Here is a 19,425-nt window from a genome sequence, read left to right as displayed (position 1 = left end):
CAGATAATCTAATCTCCTATAAGTGATAACTCATAAATATTATATTACATTCTTTCTAGCGTATTTATTCCTAAAAGATTTAATCCCTCTTTTAGAACCGCAGCTGTTCTTTCAGCTAATAAAAGTCTCGAGTATAAAATGTTATCCTCTTGATTTAGTATTGGACAAGCATTGTAGAAACTATTGAATTTTTTTGATAATTCAAATAGATAATCCGCTATTAAGTTTGGTCTACAACTATCAGCAGCCTTTAATATAACTCCTGGGAACTGTGTTAAGTGATGTGCTAAAGCTCTTTCAGTTTTATCTGTAAAGCTTATTGTCACATCCTCTCTTATATCCTTGTTCTGTTCCTTTGCTCTTCTTAATATAGACTTGATTCTTGCATAAGAGTACTGTAAATACGGAGCAGTATTTCCCTCAAAACTTAAAATTTTATCCCATTCAAAGATAACTGCAGTTTGTCTATTCTGTGATAGATCCGCATATTTTATAGCTCCAGTTCCAACAACTTCCGCTATATTATCCTTCTCCTCCTCAGATAGCTCTGGATTTTTTTCATTTACAATCTCATAAGCTCTTCTCTTTCCTTCATCTAAAAGCTCTTCCAATCTAATTACATTACCTTTTCTAGTTGAAAATACTCCATCAGCAAATCTCATTATACCAAACCATACGTGTTGCTTTTCAACATTCCATCCCAACATATCCGTAATTCTAAAGAACTGTCTAAAGTGATCCTGCTGTCTTTCATCTGTTACATATATAAGTTTATTTACATTGTAGTTAGCAAGTCTAAATTTAACAGTTGCTATATCTGATGTTGCATATAAAAATGCTCCATCTTTCTTTTGAACAATACATGGGTGAAGTTTTTCCTCCTCTGGGAAAAATACAACTTTTGCACCTTGATCCTCAACAGCAATCCCTTTCTCCTCTAACTCTTCAACTACACCTGGCATTAAGTCATGGTAGAAAGACTCTCCATAGTATGTATCAAAATTTATACCCATTCTATTATATAGTTTTGCATACTCATCTAATGATACTTTTATGAACTCTTGCCATAATCTATAGTTCTCTTCATCTCCATCTTGAAGTTTCTTTAGCTCCTCTCTAGCTTGATCTTCAAGTTCTGAATTTTCCTCACTCTGTCTTGTAAACTCAACATAAACTCTTTCTAACTCTTCAATAGCATTTTCTTTATAAGCCTCTTGGTCAAGCCAATTTCTATATCCAATTATAAGTTTTCCAAATTGAGTTCCCCAATCCCCTATATGGTTATCTGCTACAACATTATAACCTAAATATTTGTACATTCTTTTTATAGAATCTCCAATTATAGTTGATCTCAGATGTCCTATATGCATTCTTTTAGCTATATTTGGTGAAGAGTAATCTATTATTACATCTCCATCTCTATTTAAATCTTTAAATTCATAATTTTCCTTTGAAATCTTTTTAACTAAATCTCCTAAATATGAATCTTTTAAAAATATATTTAAAAATCCTGGTCCTGCAATCTCTATTTTTTCAATTATATTGTTATCAACTAGATTATTTACAACATTTTCAGCAATAGCTCTTGGATTTCCACCAATTATTTTAGAATTCATCATAGCAAAATTTGATTGAAAATCTCCAAATTTCTCATTTGTTGCTACAGTTATCTCTATTGGTTTTAACTCTTTATCTGGATAAAGATTATTTATCGTTTCTAATAAAATTATTTCTATTTGTTTTTCAATAGTTAACATTAATTACTCCTTTCGTCGTGAAATAAAAAAAGGACTCGAAAGTCCTAAAAAGAATAACTCCAGTCTACCGCCTTCCTTACGGTTTTGGTCGCCATTTCTTATAAGTGGTGACCAGATACTATCTATATACAGGGTCCGTGAAACAAGGGTTTCCGTGACTTTTCTGAACTATAGATAACAGCGCCAATCCCAATAGCGACCTTAGGCCCAAAACCTCCAGATAAATAGCGCGTAGACCAGAAATATTTATTCTTAAGACAATTATATCACTTCTATATTATTTTTTCAATTAAAAAATCCCTATGAATAGTATATTTTTTATACTTAAATCATTTCTGGATTATATGTTGAATCTAGATAAAGCTCTTCTAATTGCTTATCATCAACTTTACTTGGAGCTTCTGTCATTAAACATTGTCCTTTGTTTGTTTTTGGGAATGGAATTACGTCTCTTATTGATTGTTCTTTTAACATTACCATCAACCATCTATCAATACCAAAAGCTAGTCCTCCATGAGGTGGTGCTCCATACTTAAATGCATCCACAAAGAATCCAAACTTTTCTTTTGCTTCCTCTTTAGATAATCCTAACTTTTCAAATACCTTGCTTTGAATCTCTGGATTGAATATTCTGATTGATCCTCCACCAATTTCAGATCCATTTAATACTAAGTCATATGAGTTAGTTCTAACTGTATCCATCTCTCCATCTAGGAATAGTTGCATATCTTCCTCTTTTATAGATGTAAACGGATGGTGTTGAGCCTTATATCTTTGCTCCTCTTCATCATATTCAAACATAGGGAAGTCAACTACCCATAGGAATTTGAACTCATCATTATTGATCAACCCTAACTCTTTTCCTAATTTTAATCTTACAGCACCTAAAGCTCCATAAACAACTTTTGCTCTATCTGCTACAATCATTATTACATCTCCAACTTTAGCTTCAGTTCTAGCTATGATTGCATTCATTTCCTCTTCAGTAAAGAACTTTGCTATTGGTGAGTTAACTCCCTCTTCTGTTAATTTTATCCAAGCCATACCCTTTGCACCAAAGTATGTTTTTGCATACTCTTCATACTCAGTTAAAATCTTTCTTGAGAATTGCTCTGCAACTCCTGGAGCTACTACAGCTTTAACAATTCCACCAGCTTCTACAGCACTCTTAAATCCTTTAAATCCACAAGTTGCCATTATATCTGTTAAATCTTTTAACTCTACACCAAATCTTGTATCAGGTTTATCTGATCCAAATCTTTCCATAGCTTCTGCATAAGGCATTCTTGGGAACTCATATTCAGCTGATTCCCCTGTTACATTTTTAAATACTCTTTTTGCTAATCCCTCTATCTCATTCATAATATCTTTTTGTTCAATAAAAGACATCTCTATATCTAATTGAGTAAATTCTGGCTGTCTATCAGCTCTTAAATCCTCATCTCTAAAACACTTAGCAATTTGGAAGTATTTCTCCACTCCTGAAATCATCAATAACTGTTTGAACAGTTGAGGTGATTGTGGTAAAGCATAAAAATCTCCAGGGTTAGTTCTGCTTGGAACTAAGAAATCTCTTGCTCCCTCTGGTGTTGATTTTGTTAAAATTGGAGTATCTACATCTAAGAACCCTTTCTCATCCATGTAGTTTCTTATTGACATAATCATCTTATGTCTCATTTTTAAGTTTCTAGTCATTTGAGATCTTCTTAAGTCTAAATATCTATATTTTAATCTGATATTTTCACTTAAATTCTCATCTCCAGAGATTTGGAATGGTAAAACATCACAATTATTTAAAACCTCTAAATCTGTTACAAATACCTCTATATCACCTGTAGGAATATTTGCATTTTTACTCTGTCTTTCTTTTACAACTCCTACAACTTTTATAACTGATTCATTCTTTAACTTTTGTGCTCTTTCTACAACTGAAACCTCTGCCACATCTGTATGAAAAACTATCTGTGTTTTTCCCTCTCTGTCTCTTAGGTCAATAAATGTTAGACCACCTAAGTCTCTCTTTGTATCAACCCATCCAGATAAAGTAACTGTTTCACCAATATTTGAAGCTCTTAATTCCCCTAAGTTATGAGTTCTATAATACGTCATCTCTTTTCTCCTTCTATTACTTTAATATATTTTTTATATTTTCTATGCTTACTTCTTCCTGAGTTCTATTGATGAAATCTTTTAACATAACAACACCTTTATTCATCTCATCCTCACCTATTATGATAACATTTTTTGCTCCAACCTTATCAGCTTTTTTCATATGAGCTTTCATCCCTTTTGAAGCATAATCTATTACAACTGATTTTCCAGCAAGTCTTAAGTCATTAGCAAGTTTAAATGCGCAGTCCATAGTTGACTCTCCAAGCCAAGCTATATATACATCTAGCTCTCTCTTAGGGAAATCCTCTCCTAAAAGCATCATAATTCTTTCAACTCCCGCTGCGAATCCAAATGCTGGTATATCTTTATCTCCAAGTTGTTTTAAAAGATTATCATATCTTCCTCCTCCTAATACAGTTCCTTGTGATCCTAACTTATTTGTTACAATCTCATAAACTGTACTTGAGTAATAATCTAATCCTCTAACTAATCTTGGATCCTCTTTATATTTCACTCCAAACAGTGTCAGATATTTTTTTACTGTTTCATAGTGATCTTTCTCCTCTTGAGATAGAGAATCTGTTATAATTGGAGCTCCAGCCGTCAACTCTTTACACTTATCCACTTTACAATCCAGAACTCTAAGAGGGTTCTTTTCCATTCTCATTCTACAATCATCACAAAGCTCATCTTTCATTGGCTCTAAGAAGTTTAAAAGAGTTTCTCTGTATCTTAATCTACTCTCTTTTTCTCCCACAGAGTTTATAGTTACCTCTAGATCAGTAACTCCTATTTTACTTAAAAAAGAGTATCCCATAGCGATTACTTCCGCATCTAAAATTGGTGAACTTTCTCCTAAAACTTCCACACCTATTTGATTGAACTCTCTTTGTCTTCCAGCTTGAGGTCTTTCATATCTAAACATGGACCCCGCATAGAAGAATCTTGATACATCCTCTTTAGCATAAATTTTATTTTCTAAATAACATCTCACTACAGCTGCTGTTCCTTCAGGTCTTAAAGTGATACTTCTTTCACCTCTATCCTGAAAAGTATACATCTCTTTTTCAACGATGTCAGTTCCCTCTCCTACCCCTCTTTTAAAAAGATCTGTCTCTTCAAATATTGGAGTTTTTATCATTGAATATCCATAGTTCCCAAAAAACTCCTGAGCTGTTCTTGTTATATAATCATACTTTATTCCTTCATCTCCAAATATATCTTTAGTTCCTCTAACAGCTTTAATCAGCTTCATTTTATCACCTCAATTATTTTAATTTCCATAGTTTCTCTAATTTTTCTTCAATTAGTTTTTCATTTCTATTATTCCCTGGAATATAGTATTTTTTTCTTTTAGCTCTATAATTTTGATTTACAAAATTATTTTCATAGTCATGAGGATATCTATATCCTACCGCTCCAGTTCCTATATGGATTGGCACTGGTTCCAAATCACCACTCTCTATATCTTTCAAGGCTCTATCTATAGCCATGTAACTTGAATTACTTTTCGTTGATATTGATAAGTAAATAACTGCTTGAGATAAAATTATTCTTATTTCTGGCATACCAATTTTTTCACTGGCATTCATAGCACTATTTGCTATAAGCATCGCCTCTGGATTGGCCATTCCTATATCCTCACTGGCATGGATAAATATTCTTCTCGCTATATACCTTGGATCCTCTCCACCATGAAGAAGTCTCGCTAACCAATACACCGCTGAATCTGGGTCACTCCCTCTTATGCTTTTTATCATGGCAGAAATAAGATTATATTTATCCTCCTCCTTATGATAAGAAGCTTTTCGTTCTCTAAAAAGATCTATTATCTCCTGTTTACTGTATCCCATACAACTATTTTTATATAGTTCTAAATAATTCAAAGCCACTCTACTATCCCCTTGAGATATATCCAAAATAACCTCTCTAATCTCTTCAGGTAGTTGTAAATTTAATAACTCCTCACCCTTTTGAAGAATCTCTTTTATATTATCTCTTGTTAAGGGTTTAAATTCAAATATCAAACACCTTGATAAAAGTGCATTATTTAAGCTGTGATAAGGATTTTCTGTGGTTGCTCCAACTAAAATTAATATTCCTGATTCTGTATAAGACAATAACGCATCTTGTTGAGTTTTGTTAAATCTATGAATCTCATCTAAAAATAAGATAGTTCTCTTTCCATATAACTCTAAATTTCTTTTAGCCTTATCTACAATATCTCTCAAATCATTTAAACTTGCCACTGTGGCATTTAAAGTTTCAAAGTTATAGTTTAACTCCTTGGATATTATCTCACCTAGAGAGCTTTTTCCAGAGCCAGATGGTCCATATAAAATCATATTGGATAAAGTTTTACCCTCTATTATCTTTCTAAGAACCCCATTTTTTCCTAAAAGTTTTTCCTGACCCTTAAAATCTATAAATTTTTGAGGCCTTAAACGAGTAGATAAAGGTTTTGCATCTTCAAAATTTCCACCAAATATACTTTGCATTTAATCACAACCTATTTTTTAAAATAAAAAAGCGTATTGTGTACCCCAACACGCCTTTAACTCTTTTAACTATTTTACTAGATACAGAAGAAGTGCTGAAAGTATGAATAAAAATGCTACTACTTCAGTTGCTCTGGCTAGTGGTCCTCCATCTTTTGAAACTCCAAATACTGTATTTGAACCTCCCATTCCCATGCTACCTGACATACCATGGCTTCTATCTGGTTGAACAAGAACTAATATTATTAAAGATACAGCAAAAATAAATAAAAACAGTGTCAAAAGTGTCTCCATAACTTTATTCCTCCCAAATTCCGTCTTTTATCTTATACATTATTATAATATATATATCGATAAAATAAAAGAAAAAATTATAGAAGTTTTGCTGCTAATTCCGCTAATGCTGAACGCTCACCTTTTTTCAAAGTAACGTGTCCCACTATGCTTTCATTTTTTAATTTGTCTGATAAATATGTCAATCCATTTGTATCTGCATCTAAGTATGGACTATCAATCTGATCTGGATCTCCTGTTAAAACTATCTTAGTATTTTCTCCTGCTCTTGTAATTATGGTTTTGACTTCAAGAGGTGTTAGATTTTGTGCTTCATCTATTATTATATAGCCATTGGGAATACTTCTTCCTCTTATATATGTCAGAGCCTCTATTTTTAAAAGTCCCATAGTTTGAAGTCCTAACACCACTTTCTCACCAGTCTTTTCACCCTTTTCTCCAGCTAGATAATCTATATTATCGTATATAGGTTGCATCCAAGGTCTTAACTTTTCCTCTTCACTTCCTGGCAGATATCCCAAGTCTTTTCCCATAGGTATAATTGGTCTTGCTATTAAAAGTTTTTTATATTTTCCTCTTTCAACAACTTGTTCCAATCCAGCAGCTATAGCTAAAAGTGTTTTTCCAGTTCCAGCTTTTCCTACCAATGTAACAACTTTTATATTATCGTCCATTAAAAGTTCCATTGCATATTCTTGCTCATCATTTCTGGCTCTTGCACCCCATGCTGATATCTGTCCCTCCAGATTTCTTCTAATCTTTCCACCTATATATCTTCCAAAAGTTTTATCCTCTCCACATTTAAACTTGATAAACATATTCTCTGTGAAGCTATACTCTTTTCCCAACTCCCAAACATTTATTTTCCCAGCTCTGTCAAACTTATTGTATATCTCTCTATTGACCTCTATCTCCTCATATCCATCATATAAAGTTGTATAATCTGTTCTATCTGTTTCATAATCCTGAACCTCTAATTCAAGAGAATCAGCCTTTATTCTCATATTTATATCTTTAGTTATTAAAATAACTTTCATATTTGGATTATTATTTTTTATACCTAAGGTTGTTGCTATAATCATATTGTCAACAGCATCTCTTTTTAAAGCTGGAGGTAATAGATTTAAATCACTCTCTATCTCTACTCTGAAAAAAATCTTTTTTTCTAGCTCTACACCTTTTGCAATACACCCTTTTTTCCTTATTTTATCTAGCTCTCTTGCAGCTAATCTTGCCTGTATCGCTGTCGTACTATTTCTCTTTAGCTTATCCAGTTCCTCTATAACAAATATGGGAACAATAACTTCATTGTCTTCAAAACTATAAATACTACGGTGGTCATGTATTAAAACATTAGTGTCTAGAACATAGATTTTCCTCATATAATCATCCCCTTAATTGAATTTTTTTTAAAACTCCCTTAATTGCATCTTCCAAAGTAGAATAACTATTTAATTCATCTTTACTTATAAGTGAATCTATTTCCTTTTTACTGTATCCTAAAGAATCTAAAGCCATATATAACTCCTCTTCAATAGCATTATTTAACATTTCACCAGAAGGGTCTTCCAGAGACATTAAATTCAGAGTTTTTATCTTGTTATTTAAATCTATGATTATCTGCTTAGACTTTTTCTCTCCCAATTTTGGAACTCTTTTTAGAGTTTTAAAATCCTCTGTTAAAACAATCTCTCTTATATTATCAATTGAAAAAGTTGACATTATAGAAAGGGCTAAAGATAATCCTATTCCACTTATCCCTATTAGCATCTCAAAGAGAACTCTCTCTCTCTCCTGTAAGAAACCAACTAGTTTAAACGTATCCTCCTTTATCACATTATATATGTATAACTCCCTTTTTTCTCCAACTTGAACTTGGTCATATGTCTTTAAAGTTATGTAAACTCTATATCCTATTCCATTTACATCAATTGCTAAATATTCGGGTTTTTTTATCTTAACCACGCCATTTAAATATTCAAACATTGTTTATCTCTCCCCTTTTAATGCTTTTTTTAAATATCTACTTGTATAACCTTTCTTAGAGGATGCTACTTTCTCAGGAGTTCCAGTTAGAATAACTTTTCCTCCTCCATCTCCTCCCTCAGGTCCTATATCTATTATATAGTCAGCATTTTTTATAACATCTAAATTATGTTCTATTATTATAACTGTATTTCCCTTATCCACCAATCTATTAATTACTTCTAAAAGTTTTCTTATATCCTCAAAATGAAGTCCTGTTGTAGGTTCATCTAAGATATAAACAGTTTTTCCTTTTGAAACTTTAGATAGTTCACTTGCTAACTTTATTCTTTGAGCTTCTCCACCTGATAGAGTTGTTGCTGGTTGTCCCAATTTTATGTAGTCCAGTCCCACATCCACTAAAACCTTTAGTTTTCTCTCTAATGTAGGGATTGTTTTAAAGAAATCGTAGGCCTCTCCCACACTCATATCTAAAACATCTGAGATATTTTTACCTTTATAATACACTTCTAAGGTCTCTCTATTATATCGTTTTCCTCTACATACTTCACACTCAACATAAACATCTGGTAAAAAATTCATCTCAATTTTTATGATTCCAGCTCCCTGACAAGCTTCACATCTTCCGCCTTTTACATTAAAGGAGAACCGTCCTTTTGAATACCCTTTAGCTTTTGCATCCTTAGTCTGTGCAAAAATATCTCTAATATCATCAAATACCTTTGTGTATGTAGCTGGATTAGATCTTGGTGTTCTTCCAATAGGACTCTGATCTATATCTATAACTTTATCTAATTTTTCTAATCCCTCAATAGATGAGTATTCCAATGGATATAGTTTTCCTTTATTCAATCTATTAAACAGTATAGGATATAGTGTTTGATTTATAAGTGTTGACTTTCCACTTCCACTAACCCCTGTTACAACGGTTAAAACTCCAAGTGGAATATCCACATCCACATTTTTTAAATTATTTCCCTTAGCACCTTTTAGACTTATATATCCGTTGGGTTCTCTTCTTTTTTCTGGAATAGCTATTCCCACTTCCCCTTTTAAATATCTTCCTGTCATTGAGTTCTCATTTCCCATAACTTCTTGGGGAGTCCCAGCAGCTACAATCTCACCACCAAATACACCTGCTCCAGGTCCCATATCTAAAATATAGTCAGCTTGATGCATTGTATCCTCATCATGCTCAACCACTATTAAAGTATTTCCAAGCTCTTTCAACCTATTTAAAGTGGCTAAAAGTTTGTCATTATCTCTTTGATGTAAGCCAATACTTGGTTCATCTAAAACATATAACACACCTGTTAATCCAGATCCAATCTGAGTTGCCAATCTAATTCTTTGTGACTCTCCCCCAGACAATGTTTTAGTCTCTCTTGCTAAGCTCAAATAATCCAATCCCACATTTATCATAAAAGATATTCTCTCTTTTATCTCTTTTAAAATCTCCCAAGCTATCTGTTTCTCTTTCTCTGTTAACTCTATTGTTTCAAAAAATTTCAAAGCCTCTTTTATACTTAACTCTGTTATTTCAATAATATTTTTATTATATACAGTTACAGCTAAAACTTCTGGTTTTAATCTCTTTCCATTACACACCTTACAGATTCTTTCTATCATAAATCTGTTCTCAATCTCTTCTCTAGAGCTCTCTGAAAAAGATTCATTGTACCTTCTTTCCAAATTTTTTACTATACCTTCAAAATCCTTTTCCCCATGGAAACTAAACTCTTTAGATGAATAGTCCACTCTAAACTTCTCACCATTAGTTCCATAAAAAATTATATCCATCTCTTTTTTAGTCAGATCCTTAACTGGTTTATCTAAGTCAATTTTATATTTTTTTGCCATTGACTCAAATATTGTCCAAGTGTAACCTTTTTTTGCTGATGCTGCTCCAGGTATGTATATTCCACCCTTTAATATTGATAGATTTTCATCCTCTATCAATCTGCTCTCATCTATCTCTAATTTTTTCCCTATCCCTTTACACTCTGGACACGCTCCAAAAGGTGCATTAAAAGAGAATAGTCTTGGATTCAAATCAGGTATGCTCACATCTTCATGATCTGGACATGAGAAATTCTCACTATATAATTGTTCTCCATCTCCCCAATTTATAATTATCTTTCCCTCTGACAACTCAATTCCCTGCTCTATACTTTGAGTCAATCTTGATTTGAATTCAATATCTTCCTTATCCACAACGATTCTATCTACAACAACCTCTATATTATGCTTTTTATTTTTATCTAAATTAATCTCCTCTTCAATATATAGAATCTCTCCATTAACTCTAGCTCTAACAAACCCCTTTTTTACAAGATTCAAGAATAGGTTCTTATGTGTTCCCTTTTTATCTTTAACAACCGGGCTTAGAATCATCAATCTATCCCCATTATTAAATTTTTCATACACATTTTCGACTATTTCATCTACACTTTGTCTCTCCACTAGCTTTCCACATACAGGACAATGGGCTTTTCCTATATGGGCAAACAGCAGTCTCATATAATCATATATCTCTGTTACAGTTCCAACAGTTGATCTAGGGTTTTTATTTGTTGTTTTTTGTTCAATTGAAATAGCTGGTGCCAATCCCTCAATACTATCGACCTCTGGTTTTTTCATCTGTCCTATAAACTGTCTTGCATATGCCGATAAGCTCTCTACATATCTTCTTTGTCCCTCTGAATATATCGTATCAAAAGCTAAAGATGACTTTCCACTTCCACTAACTCCAGTTACAACGACAAACTTATATTTTGGAATCTCTACATCAAAATTTTTAAGATTATGCTCTCTAGCACCTTTTATAACTATTTTATCTAGCATTTTTCCTCCTTACTAAAAGGCCCTCTTATCAATTTAAGAGGGCTAAACTTTAATAATATTCAATTAGTCCGTTTTCATAAAAACTGAAATAGGATTCATCACTTACAATGATATGATCCAATAACTTTATGTCCACTTTTTCCAGCAGTTCTTGCATCTCCAGTGTGAGTTCAATATCTTTTTTAGATGGTGTTAAATTTCCACTGGGATGATTGTGAGCAAATATTATACCCTTGGCTCTATTATCTATTGCCCTCTCCATTATCTTTCTTGGATAGACAACACTTCTATCTATTGTCCCTTTAAACAGAATTTCATCACACACAATTTTATTGTCGCTACTCAGGTAAATCACTTTAAACTCTTCACTCTTTAAAGTACCTACATCATCTTTTAAATAGTTAACTAAGTCTTTTTTTCCCTTTAAAGTTCCTAAATCAGCCTTTCCTATACTTTTAAAATAATTATTGGACGTTAAATCGCCAATAACTTTTAGATATAGTGCTGTTTCAAGTCCTATTCCATCCATCTCTTTCAAATCATTTAACTCAGCATTTACAACTCTATCTATCGTTTTAAACTTTAAAAGCAAATCTTTAGCAATCCCTTTACAATCCTTCAACTTTATAGAATAAGTTAATAGTAGCTCTAAAATTTCATAATCCTCTAGTCCCTTATATCCCACTTTTAAATACTTCTCTCGTAATCTCTTTCGGTGTCCTTGCATTTGGCTTTTATCCAAATTAACCACCCCTCACTACTCTATTGAAATATTTCGTAAACCTCATCTCTAGTTTTCATTGTTTTTGGAATCTGCACAGCTGCCTTTAAAATAGGATACGCTAAAACTGCTCCAGTTCCTTCTCCCAATCTCATCTCCATATGTAAAAATGTCTTTAATCCAAGCGCTTCCATAACAACTTTCATACCCGGTTCCTCGCTCATATGAGTTCCTATTAAATAGTCCTTTACTTTTGGCTCTATTTTAGTTGCCACCAATGCCGCTACAGCAGATATAAATCCATCTATTAACATGGGCTTTCTTTCCACAGCTGCTCCTAGGTATAATCCAACCATACAAGCTATATCAAGCCCTCCAACACATCTTAAAATCTCTATTGGGTTCTTATCAAATAGATTATATCTGATACAAGACTCTTTTATAATCTCTTTTTTTCTTCTCAATCCTTCATCTGAAAGACCTGCACCACATCCAACAACCTTCTCTATATCCTCTTTTGTTATAGCATATAGAACAGCTGAACTTGTAGTTGTATTAGCTATTCCCATCTCTCCATTGGAATAGAAATCATACTCTTTTTTCTCTTTTATTATATTTATACCTACCAAAATTGCACTTATTACCTCATCTAAAGTCATAGCTGGTTCTTTAGCAAAATTTTTAGTTCCATATGCCACTTTTTTTATATATAGATTCTCGTACTCTCTGGGTATCTCCCCTTTAATTCCAATATCAATTAAATTTAAAGGTATATTTAAACTTTTACATAAAATTCCAATAGCTGCAAAAGAGTTTAGCATAGCTTCTGAAACTATTCTTGTGTATTCAATAGGACACGAGGATACTCCCTCCTCTATCACACCATTGTCTGCCGAAGCTATAAAATGACAACCAGATTTCAACTCATTTAATGGTCTTCCAGTTATTCCAGCTACTTTTATAGCTAAATCCTCTAAGACACCCAAACTTTTTTCAGGTTTCATTCTAGAATCTAAAATCTGTTTACACTCCTCCATAGACTTTTTATCCACACTAACAATACTCTCTTGAATCTCTTTTATTCTGTTCAATTTTAGCCCCCTATATTTAATCCTTTTAATATTGGATATCCATCTGAAAACTCGATTACCACTATACCACCATTTTTTACACTGAACTTCCAATAGGCTTCAAGCTCATTTGAGAAGTAATAACTTAAAATTGTATTAATCACTCCCCAATGGGTAACCAGCACAGTATTTTCCTCTAAATCGATTCTCTCCTCTATGAAATTAATCGCTCTTTTTTGAAGTTCCAATACACTTTCACCAGTTATATAGTTATAATTTTTCCAATCTTTTTGGCTCTTTTTTAATTCATCTGGATATTTTTCTAAAAGCTCTGTATATGTATAGCCTTCAAATATTCCAAAATTTAACTCTCTTAAATTTTCATCTATTAAAATTTCTAACTCTTTATAGTTCACAATTTTTGCTGTATCTACAGCTCTTTTTAAGTCACTTGCATAGATTTTTTTATAGTCTATACCCTTTAAAATCTCTCTGGTGCTCTTAGCTTGTCTCTGACCTTTTTCTGTTAGTTCTGGATTTAAAATACCATAGTAGACTCCCTCTACATTCAGTTGTGATTCACCATGTCTAACTAAAATAATCTTTCCCATTATTGACCTCTATAAAGTAAGATACATTAAAAGTAATGACAATACCGATGATAACTCCAACAGAGCACCTAAAGTATCTCCTGTTATTCCACCTATTTTTCTTGTCATCAATTTTCCAAAGAAGAATCCACAGATAACCAGAATATTTAAAACAATAAATAAACTTATAAAAGGTAACATAAAATATTGTGAAATTCCATATAATATCGCTGTTACAGTTGCATAAGATATTAGTAGTCCACCCTTATCCGTATTATCTACAAAAGTTTTTCCCATTCCTGTCGCTCTTGCATATGGTTCAAAAGCACAGTTTACAACACTATTTATTCTCGATAAAACTGGAACTATCAACATAATTACCCCTTGATTAATTCCAAAAAGTTCAGATGTTTCCACTAAGAATGCAATCTTAAATATAAAGTATAGTATCAGTACCAAAACACCATTAGTTCCTACTCTTGAATCCTTCATAATCTCTAACATCTTCTGTTTACTTCTATAACTAAATATCCCATCAAATGTGTCTGCCAATCCATCTAGATGTAATCCACCTGTTATTATAACGTCAAGTGTCACCAATATTATTCCCATTAAAATAGGTGATGGAATAAATGTTTCTAAAACTAATGCTACAACTAAATTTATAATACCTATAACTAATCCTACTAATGGAAACCATTTCATCCCTTTTCCCAATGCTTTTGAATCAAAGGAGTTCCCACCAGGAACTGGTAACCTTGTCATAAATTTAAATAGTAAAACTAAACCCTTCATTTTTTCCTCCAAACTCTATTTTAATTTTAATTCTAATCCTGAGACAATGAGATAAGCCTCATCGCACTCTTTCCCAACCAACTGATTCATACGTCCACCAATATCTCTAAAGTATCTTCCCAATGCATATGGAGGAACTAATCCCATTCCAACCTCATTGGAAACTATAACCATATCCAATGAACTATTTTTTATGAACTTTATTATATTTTGAACTTGATTTTTAACATCTTCCTCTATCTCTTTTAAGATATCTTGCGATACATTATCCCAATCTAACTCTTTCTCCATAATCATGTTATTAGTTACCAGATTAGTTAAACAGTCCAATAATACAACTCCATTTAACTCTTTATAACACTCAAGTAATTTATCAACATCTCTATATCCTTCGATAGTTGTCCAACTATCTCCCCTTTGAATTTTGTGAAGCCTCACTCTCTCTCTCATCTCATCATCAAAAGATATTGCCGTGGCAACATATATTCTCTCTTTATTCAATTGAAAAACTTTCTTTTCTGCAAAAGAACTTTTACCACTTCTTGCTCCACCTGTCACATAAATTATTTTCCCCAAATATCTCACCTTTTATTCTTTTCTTTGATACTTAATAGTATCACAAACTATTAAAAAGTTCAACATAACGAAAAAGAGTGCTCTATACAGAACACTCTACTTTTTTATCTATTATTTTTGGAAATGTCTCTCTAATAATCCTAAGAAAGCTCTTCCGTGTCTAGCTTCGTCTTTTGCCATTTCATGAACTGTATCGTGAATAGCATCGAATCCTAATTGCTTAGCTCTTTTAGCGATATCAAACTTTCCTGAAGTTGCTCCATACTCTGCCTCTACTCTTCTCTTTAAGTTCTCTTCAGTAGAATCAGTTACAACCTCTCCTAATAACTCAGCAAATCTTGCTGCGTGTCCAGCTTCTTCAAAAGCGATTCTTGTATAAGCTTCTGCTACCTCTGGGTATCCTTCTCTATCTGCAACTCTAGCCATTGCTAAGTACATTCCAACTTCCATACACTCCCCATTGAAGTTTGCTCTTAATCCCTCGATGATCTCCTCATCTCCGCAAGCTAATCCCTCTCCAACTTTGTGCTCAGTAGCCCATACTCTTCCTGCTGTCTCATCATAAGGAACACACTTATCTAATCCCACTTTACATAAAGGGCAAGCTCCTAAAGACTCATCAAATACTTCTCCACATACTGTACATTTTACTTTTGCCATTTTAAAATCCTCCTCAATTATCTTTTATTATCTATCTTTTTTTTTAGTTTTCCTTTAAAATTGTTCTCATTACTTTTTTGTAATTGTTACAATTTTGTTTACAAAGATAATATACACCTTTTTTGTAAATATGTCAAACTTTTTTTATTATTTTTTTCTAAAATTTATAGCTTCCAATATATGGGCCTTTTCTATATCTGTTTTAGCATCTAAATCAGCTATAGTTCTAGCGACTTTTAAGATTTTATGATATGTTCTCATGGAAAGATTTAAAGTTCTTATCGCTTTTCTCATCAGGTCTTCACACTCCTTATTTAAAAAGCAATACCTCTCTATATCCCCTATGCTCATATCTCCATTTAGTTTCTCACTATTAAATCTCATATTTTGTATCTGTCTAGCTTTTATAACCCTCTCTTTTATTTTAATTGAGGAATCACCACGTGCCTCATCTAAAATCTCTTTATCATCTAACCTATACACCTCAACATATAGATCCAATCTATCCACTATTGGTCCTGATAATCTCTTTGTATAGCGTCTTAAATCATATGGTGTACACGTACATAGTTCCTCATCAAATCTATTTCCACAAAAACATGGATGACAGTGATAAGTTAATAAGTGAAATAAAATGTAGGTAATAAATTTGACTAAAATGAAATAAAAAAGAGAAAACAAAAGTTTTCTCAAAATAATTTAAAGCTTATTTTCTTTTTCTTGAATTAAAACTTCTCTAAGTTCTAGAAGCTTTTCTTTCAAAATAGGCATATCCGTTTGGATAGCTTCCCATACTGTAGCTACATCAACTCCAAAATATTGATGAATAAGGTAATTTCTAAAATCCTTTAAAATTCGCCACTCTATATTTGGACATCTTAACTTAATATTATCAGAAACTTTGCTACTAGCTTCTCCTAAAATTTCTAACTTCCTTATAACCCCACTTACAACTAAATCATCATCTTTAAATTCTTTAAAAGTTTTATCTCCAATAAATTTATATACACTCTCTATTGAGTCAATCATGTGTTCAACATATACTAAGTCATCTCTATGCTTCATAGAATATTTCTGCCTCCTTCAAAACATCATTTTTAAAATAAGGACTTAATGAATCTGGAGTAAGTAAATCTACATTATTTTGTAAAAGATCTTCAAGCTTATGTTTGAGAGCTATTATTTTAAATAGACTTTTATTTGTTTTAAACTCCACTAAAAAATCAATATCACTTATCGAACTACTTTCTTCTCTAGCAGTAGAACCAAAAAGCATAAGTTTTTTTATCCCTTCATTTTCACAAATTTCTAAAATTTCACTTCTATGAGAATATAAATCTTTTTTTAACATAGTCAACTCCTCCTCTTTGTTATAATTATTTCTTTAAGTATATCAAAGGACTTTATTAATTACAAGAGTATAGATTTTTCAAATAATTATAAAATGGTCCATCAAAAGCAATATGATTTAATTTATCCTTATAAGATAATATAGGATAATCTATTTTATATTTTTCTCTAATAAATACAAGTCTTTCATTACTTCCAATTAATTTACAATAACCCTCTCCAAAATCTAATTTTAAATCTACTATATCCTTTTCATCAAAGTTATCAAATATAATAGTAGCTGTAGCTTCTAATAAAGTTGAATAAGACCCTATAAAACCGTTTATAAAGCCACGAGAAAGTGTTGAGTATGAAACGCCAATAAACTTAGCATAATCCTTTATACTGTATCCTAAACACCAAATTTTAAATAATATTTTTGTTTCCTTATATCCTTTTATATCGTTTTCATAATCTATTATGAAATCTTCATATGTATAGTTTATTTCATCTAAAAGACCTTCATGTTTAGCCAAATTAAAAAGAGGTATAGTTCCATTCTTTTTTATTCTTAATAAATTATATTCTTTTATACGAGAGCTTATATTTGAAAAGCTCCCATATGTAGTATAAAGTTTTTGTAATAAAATTGATTTCATTACTTCCTCCTAAATATTAAATGTGATTGTATATTCAAAATCATTAATAAACCTAATTTCCTTAATGATTATATGTAGTATATTTTTAATTTCTTTTTTGTTTGATATTGTCTTAAGTTTTTCAGATAACTGTTGAAAAAGTTCTTGGTTATCTACTTCTACCTTCATAGATTCATTATCTTTAGTTAGAGAAGTTATATTGTCATCAATAGAACTAATAGACTCTAAAAGTTCTTCTTTTTTAAATTTAAACTCTTCTTCTGTGATAATTCCTCCTAAAACTAAATTTAATAATCGATTAGATTGTTTATTAAGCTCTTCTTTTTCTAGTTCTAATTTTTTTATTTGCTTTATATTTTGCTCTTTAATTTGTTCTACATGGCTAATATCTGTAATAGTCTTATTAGAGTTGAAGTTAATAATCTGGTCTAATATAGATTTCTCTAAGCTTTCTGAATCTATAGACTTTTTACAACATTTATCATGACTACAGATATAGTATCTTTTACTTCCTTTTTTCCCATAGATATTATGTCCATAGTAGCACTTTAAAAGTCCAGTTAAAATATAATCAGATTCTTTAGTTGTTTTTTTTATATTCATAGTAGAAGCTAGTTTAAAGGTATCTTCATCTACAATAGCTTCATGTTCACCATCTGCTATAATCCATTCCTCTTTATTTGTAACTCTTAATTTACCATTAGGGGTAGTGGCTCTTTTATTGTAAACTTTGAGCCCCGTATAAAATGGAGTTGATAACATCCGATCTAAAGTAGTTAGAGGTATATTTAATTCTTTAGATATACTAAGTTTTGACCTTCCTTTAATAAAAAGAGAATAAGCTATTTTCACTTTATCAGCTTCTTCTTTATTTATAACTAATTTCTTGTTTTTTAAGGTGTAGCCATATGGGACTACACCACCTGTAAATTTTCCAGATTTAGCCATCGATGTTAAAGTGTGCTTAACTCTAACTCTAGTTTGATCTCTTTCAAATTCTGCAAGTATACCTGTTAATCCAAACATAAGTTTACCTACAGGTGTTGTGGTATCAATCTTTTGAGTTATGGATATTAAATCTACTCCATAGTTTTGAAATTGTTCTAAGAATTCTAATAAAGTTCTAGTTTTTCTAGATATCCTTGAAAACTCAGTAACAATAAGCACATGGAATTTATGTTCTTTCATATCACTTAACATTTCTAAAAAACCAGTTCTATCATCTTTGCTACCGGATTCAACATCAGTATATATTTGTGAAACCTCATATCCCTTCTCTTTAGCTTCTTGAAAACATCTTTCTTTTTGTTTTTCCAATGAGTTAGCTTCTTCTTGATAAGTAGTAGAAACTCTTATATAAATTGCTGCAATTTTATTTATATTATTGTTCATAGTTCCTCCTAGAATTTAAATAGAGAGGGAGTTTCCCTCTCATCTTCTTAAGCTCCTAATAGCTGTTTTATGTGAGTTAAAGCCTTTCTACTTGGAATACGAACAATGCCAGTACAAACAATAGGTTTATGTGTTTTTATAG

Annotated in this window: 19 protein-coding genes; all 19 read right to left on the bottom strand. The window is 31.8% G+C overall.

The window, feature by feature from the left end; all coding sequences use genetic code 11:
* Positions 1 to 44: 44 nt before the first annotated feature.
* Positions 45 to 1,757: an arginine--tRNA ligase gene (gene argS, locus ACMOUI_RS05120; RefSeq protein WP_418964663.1), complete on the bottom strand. Its 1,713-nt coding sequence runs from the start codon at positions 1,755 to 1,757 to the stop codon at positions 45 to 47.
* Between the two features lie 324 nt (positions 1,758 to 2,081).
* On the bottom strand, positions 2,082 to 3,866 hold the full coding sequence (gene aspS / locus ACMOUI_RS05115) for an aspartate--tRNA ligase (RefSeq protein WP_418964662.1): 1,785 nt from the start codon (positions 3,864 to 3,866) through the stop codon (positions 2,082 to 2,084).
* 16 nt (positions 3,867 to 3,882) lie between these two features.
* Positions 3,883 to 5,124 (bottom strand): histidine--tRNA ligase, encoded by a 1,242-nt coding sequence (hisS, locus tag ACMOUI_RS05110; protein ID WP_418964661.1) that lies wholly within the window; start codon positions 5,122 to 5,124, stop codon positions 3,883 to 3,885.
* Between the two features lie 13 nt (positions 5,125 to 5,137).
* Positions 5,138 to 6,367, bottom strand: a complete 1,230-nt coding sequence (locus ACMOUI_RS05105) for a replication-associated recombination protein A (protein WP_418964660.1) — start codon at positions 6,365 to 6,367, stop codon at positions 5,138 to 5,140.
* A 69-nt stretch (positions 6,368 to 6,436) separates the two neighbouring features.
* Positions 6,437 to 6,661, bottom strand: coding sequence for a preprotein translocase subunit SecG (secG, locus tag ACMOUI_RS05100; protein WP_418964659.1), 225 nt, complete (start codon positions 6,659 to 6,661; stop codon positions 6,437 to 6,439).
* Positions 6,662 to 6,738: 77 nt separating this feature from the next.
* Positions 6,739 to 8,043 (bottom strand): PhoH family protein, encoded by a 1,305-nt coding sequence (locus ACMOUI_RS05095; protein ID WP_418964658.1) that lies wholly within the window; start codon positions 8,041 to 8,043, stop codon positions 6,739 to 6,741.
* 4 nt (positions 8,044 to 8,047) lie between these two features.
* Complete coding sequence (ruvA, locus tag ACMOUI_RS05090; RefSeq protein ID WP_418964657.1) at positions 8,048 to 8,647, bottom strand: Holliday junction branch migration protein RuvA; 600 nt, start codon at positions 8,645 to 8,647, stop codon at positions 8,048 to 8,050.
* A gap of 3 nt (positions 8,648 to 8,650) precedes the next feature.
* Positions 8,651 to 11,491 carry an excinuclease ABC subunit UvrA gene (gene uvrA, locus ACMOUI_RS05085; protein WP_418964656.1) on the bottom strand — a complete coding sequence of 947 codons (2,841 nt, stop codon included), beginning with the start codon at positions 11,489 to 11,491 and terminating at the stop codon, positions 8,651 to 8,653.
* A gap of 49 nt (positions 11,492 to 11,540) precedes the next feature.
* Complete coding sequence (gene radC / locus ACMOUI_RS05080; protein WP_418964655.1) at positions 11,541 to 12,233, bottom strand: RadC family protein; 693 nt, start codon at positions 12,231 to 12,233, stop codon at positions 11,541 to 11,543.
* A 20-nt stretch (positions 12,234 to 12,253) separates the two neighbouring features.
* The gene (gene cobT, locus ACMOUI_RS05075) at positions 12,254 to 13,303 is read right to left on the bottom strand and encodes a nicotinate-nucleotide--dimethylbenzimidazole phosphoribosyltransferase (RefSeq protein WP_418964654.1); all 1,050 of its coding nucleotides are present in this window, start codon (positions 13,301 to 13,303) and stop codon (positions 12,254 to 12,256) included.
* 2 nt (positions 13,304 to 13,305) lie between these two features.
* Positions 13,306 to 13,893: a histidine phosphatase family protein gene (locus tag ACMOUI_RS05070; RefSeq protein WP_418964653.1), complete on the bottom strand. Its 588-nt coding sequence runs from the start codon at positions 13,891 to 13,893 to the stop codon at positions 13,306 to 13,308.
* Positions 13,894 to 13,902: 9 nt separating this feature from the next.
* The gene (gene cobS, locus ACMOUI_RS05065; protein ID WP_418964652.1) at positions 13,903 to 14,667 is read right to left on the bottom strand and encodes an adenosylcobinamide-GDP ribazoletransferase; all 765 of its coding nucleotides are present in this window, start codon (positions 14,665 to 14,667) and stop codon (positions 13,903 to 13,905) included.
* Between the two features lie 15 nt (positions 14,668 to 14,682).
* Complete coding sequence (gene cobU, locus ACMOUI_RS05060; RefSeq protein ID WP_418964651.1) at positions 14,683 to 15,252, bottom strand: bifunctional adenosylcobinamide kinase/adenosylcobinamide-phosphate guanylyltransferase; 570 nt, start codon at positions 15,250 to 15,252, stop codon at positions 14,683 to 14,685.
* Between the two features lie 102 nt (positions 15,253 to 15,354).
* On the bottom strand, positions 15,355 to 15,903 hold the full coding sequence (locus ACMOUI_RS05055) for a ferritin-like domain-containing protein (protein ID WP_418964650.1): 549 nt from the start codon (positions 15,901 to 15,903) through the stop codon (positions 15,355 to 15,357).
* Positions 15,904 to 16,050: 147 nt separating this feature from the next.
* The gene (locus ACMOUI_RS05050) at positions 16,051 to 16,596 is read right to left on the bottom strand and encodes an ATP-binding protein (protein WP_418964649.1); all 546 of its coding nucleotides are present in this window, start codon (positions 16,594 to 16,596) and stop codon (positions 16,051 to 16,053) included.
* A gap of 6 nt (positions 16,597 to 16,602) precedes the next feature.
* The gene (locus ACMOUI_RS05045; RefSeq protein ID WP_418964648.1) at positions 16,603 to 16,968 is read right to left on the bottom strand and encodes a DUF86 domain-containing protein; all 366 of its coding nucleotides are present in this window, start codon (positions 16,966 to 16,968) and stop codon (positions 16,603 to 16,605) included.
* Complete coding sequence (locus tag ACMOUI_RS05040) at positions 16,958 to 17,254, bottom strand: nucleotidyltransferase family protein (protein WP_418964647.1); 297 nt, start codon at positions 17,252 to 17,254, stop codon at positions 16,958 to 16,960. The genes ACMOUI_RS05045 and ACMOUI_RS05040 overlap by 11 nt, the downstream gene beginning before the upstream one ends.
* 55 nt (positions 17,255 to 17,309) lie before the next feature.
* Entirely contained in the window at positions 17,310 to 17,891 is a 582-nt protein-coding gene (locus ACMOUI_RS05035; RefSeq protein WP_418964646.1) for a hypothetical protein, read from the bottom strand.
* 9 nt (positions 17,892 to 17,900) lie between these two features.
* Positions 17,901 to 19,283 carry a recombinase family protein gene (locus ACMOUI_RS05030; RefSeq protein ID WP_418964645.1) on the bottom strand — a complete coding sequence of 461 codons (1,383 nt, stop codon included), beginning with the start codon at positions 19,281 to 19,283 and terminating at the stop codon, positions 17,901 to 17,903.
* Positions 19,284 to 19,425: the final 142 nt, after the last annotated feature.

The sequence above is a fragment of the Cetobacterium sp. genome, assembly GCF_048470075.1.
Classification (GTDB): domain Bacteria; phylum Fusobacteriota; class Fusobacteriia; order Fusobacteriales; family Fusobacteriaceae; genus Cetobacterium_A.
Note: the sequence above shows the minus strand (reverse complement) of the source record. Positions and strands in the feature narration are given on the sequence as shown.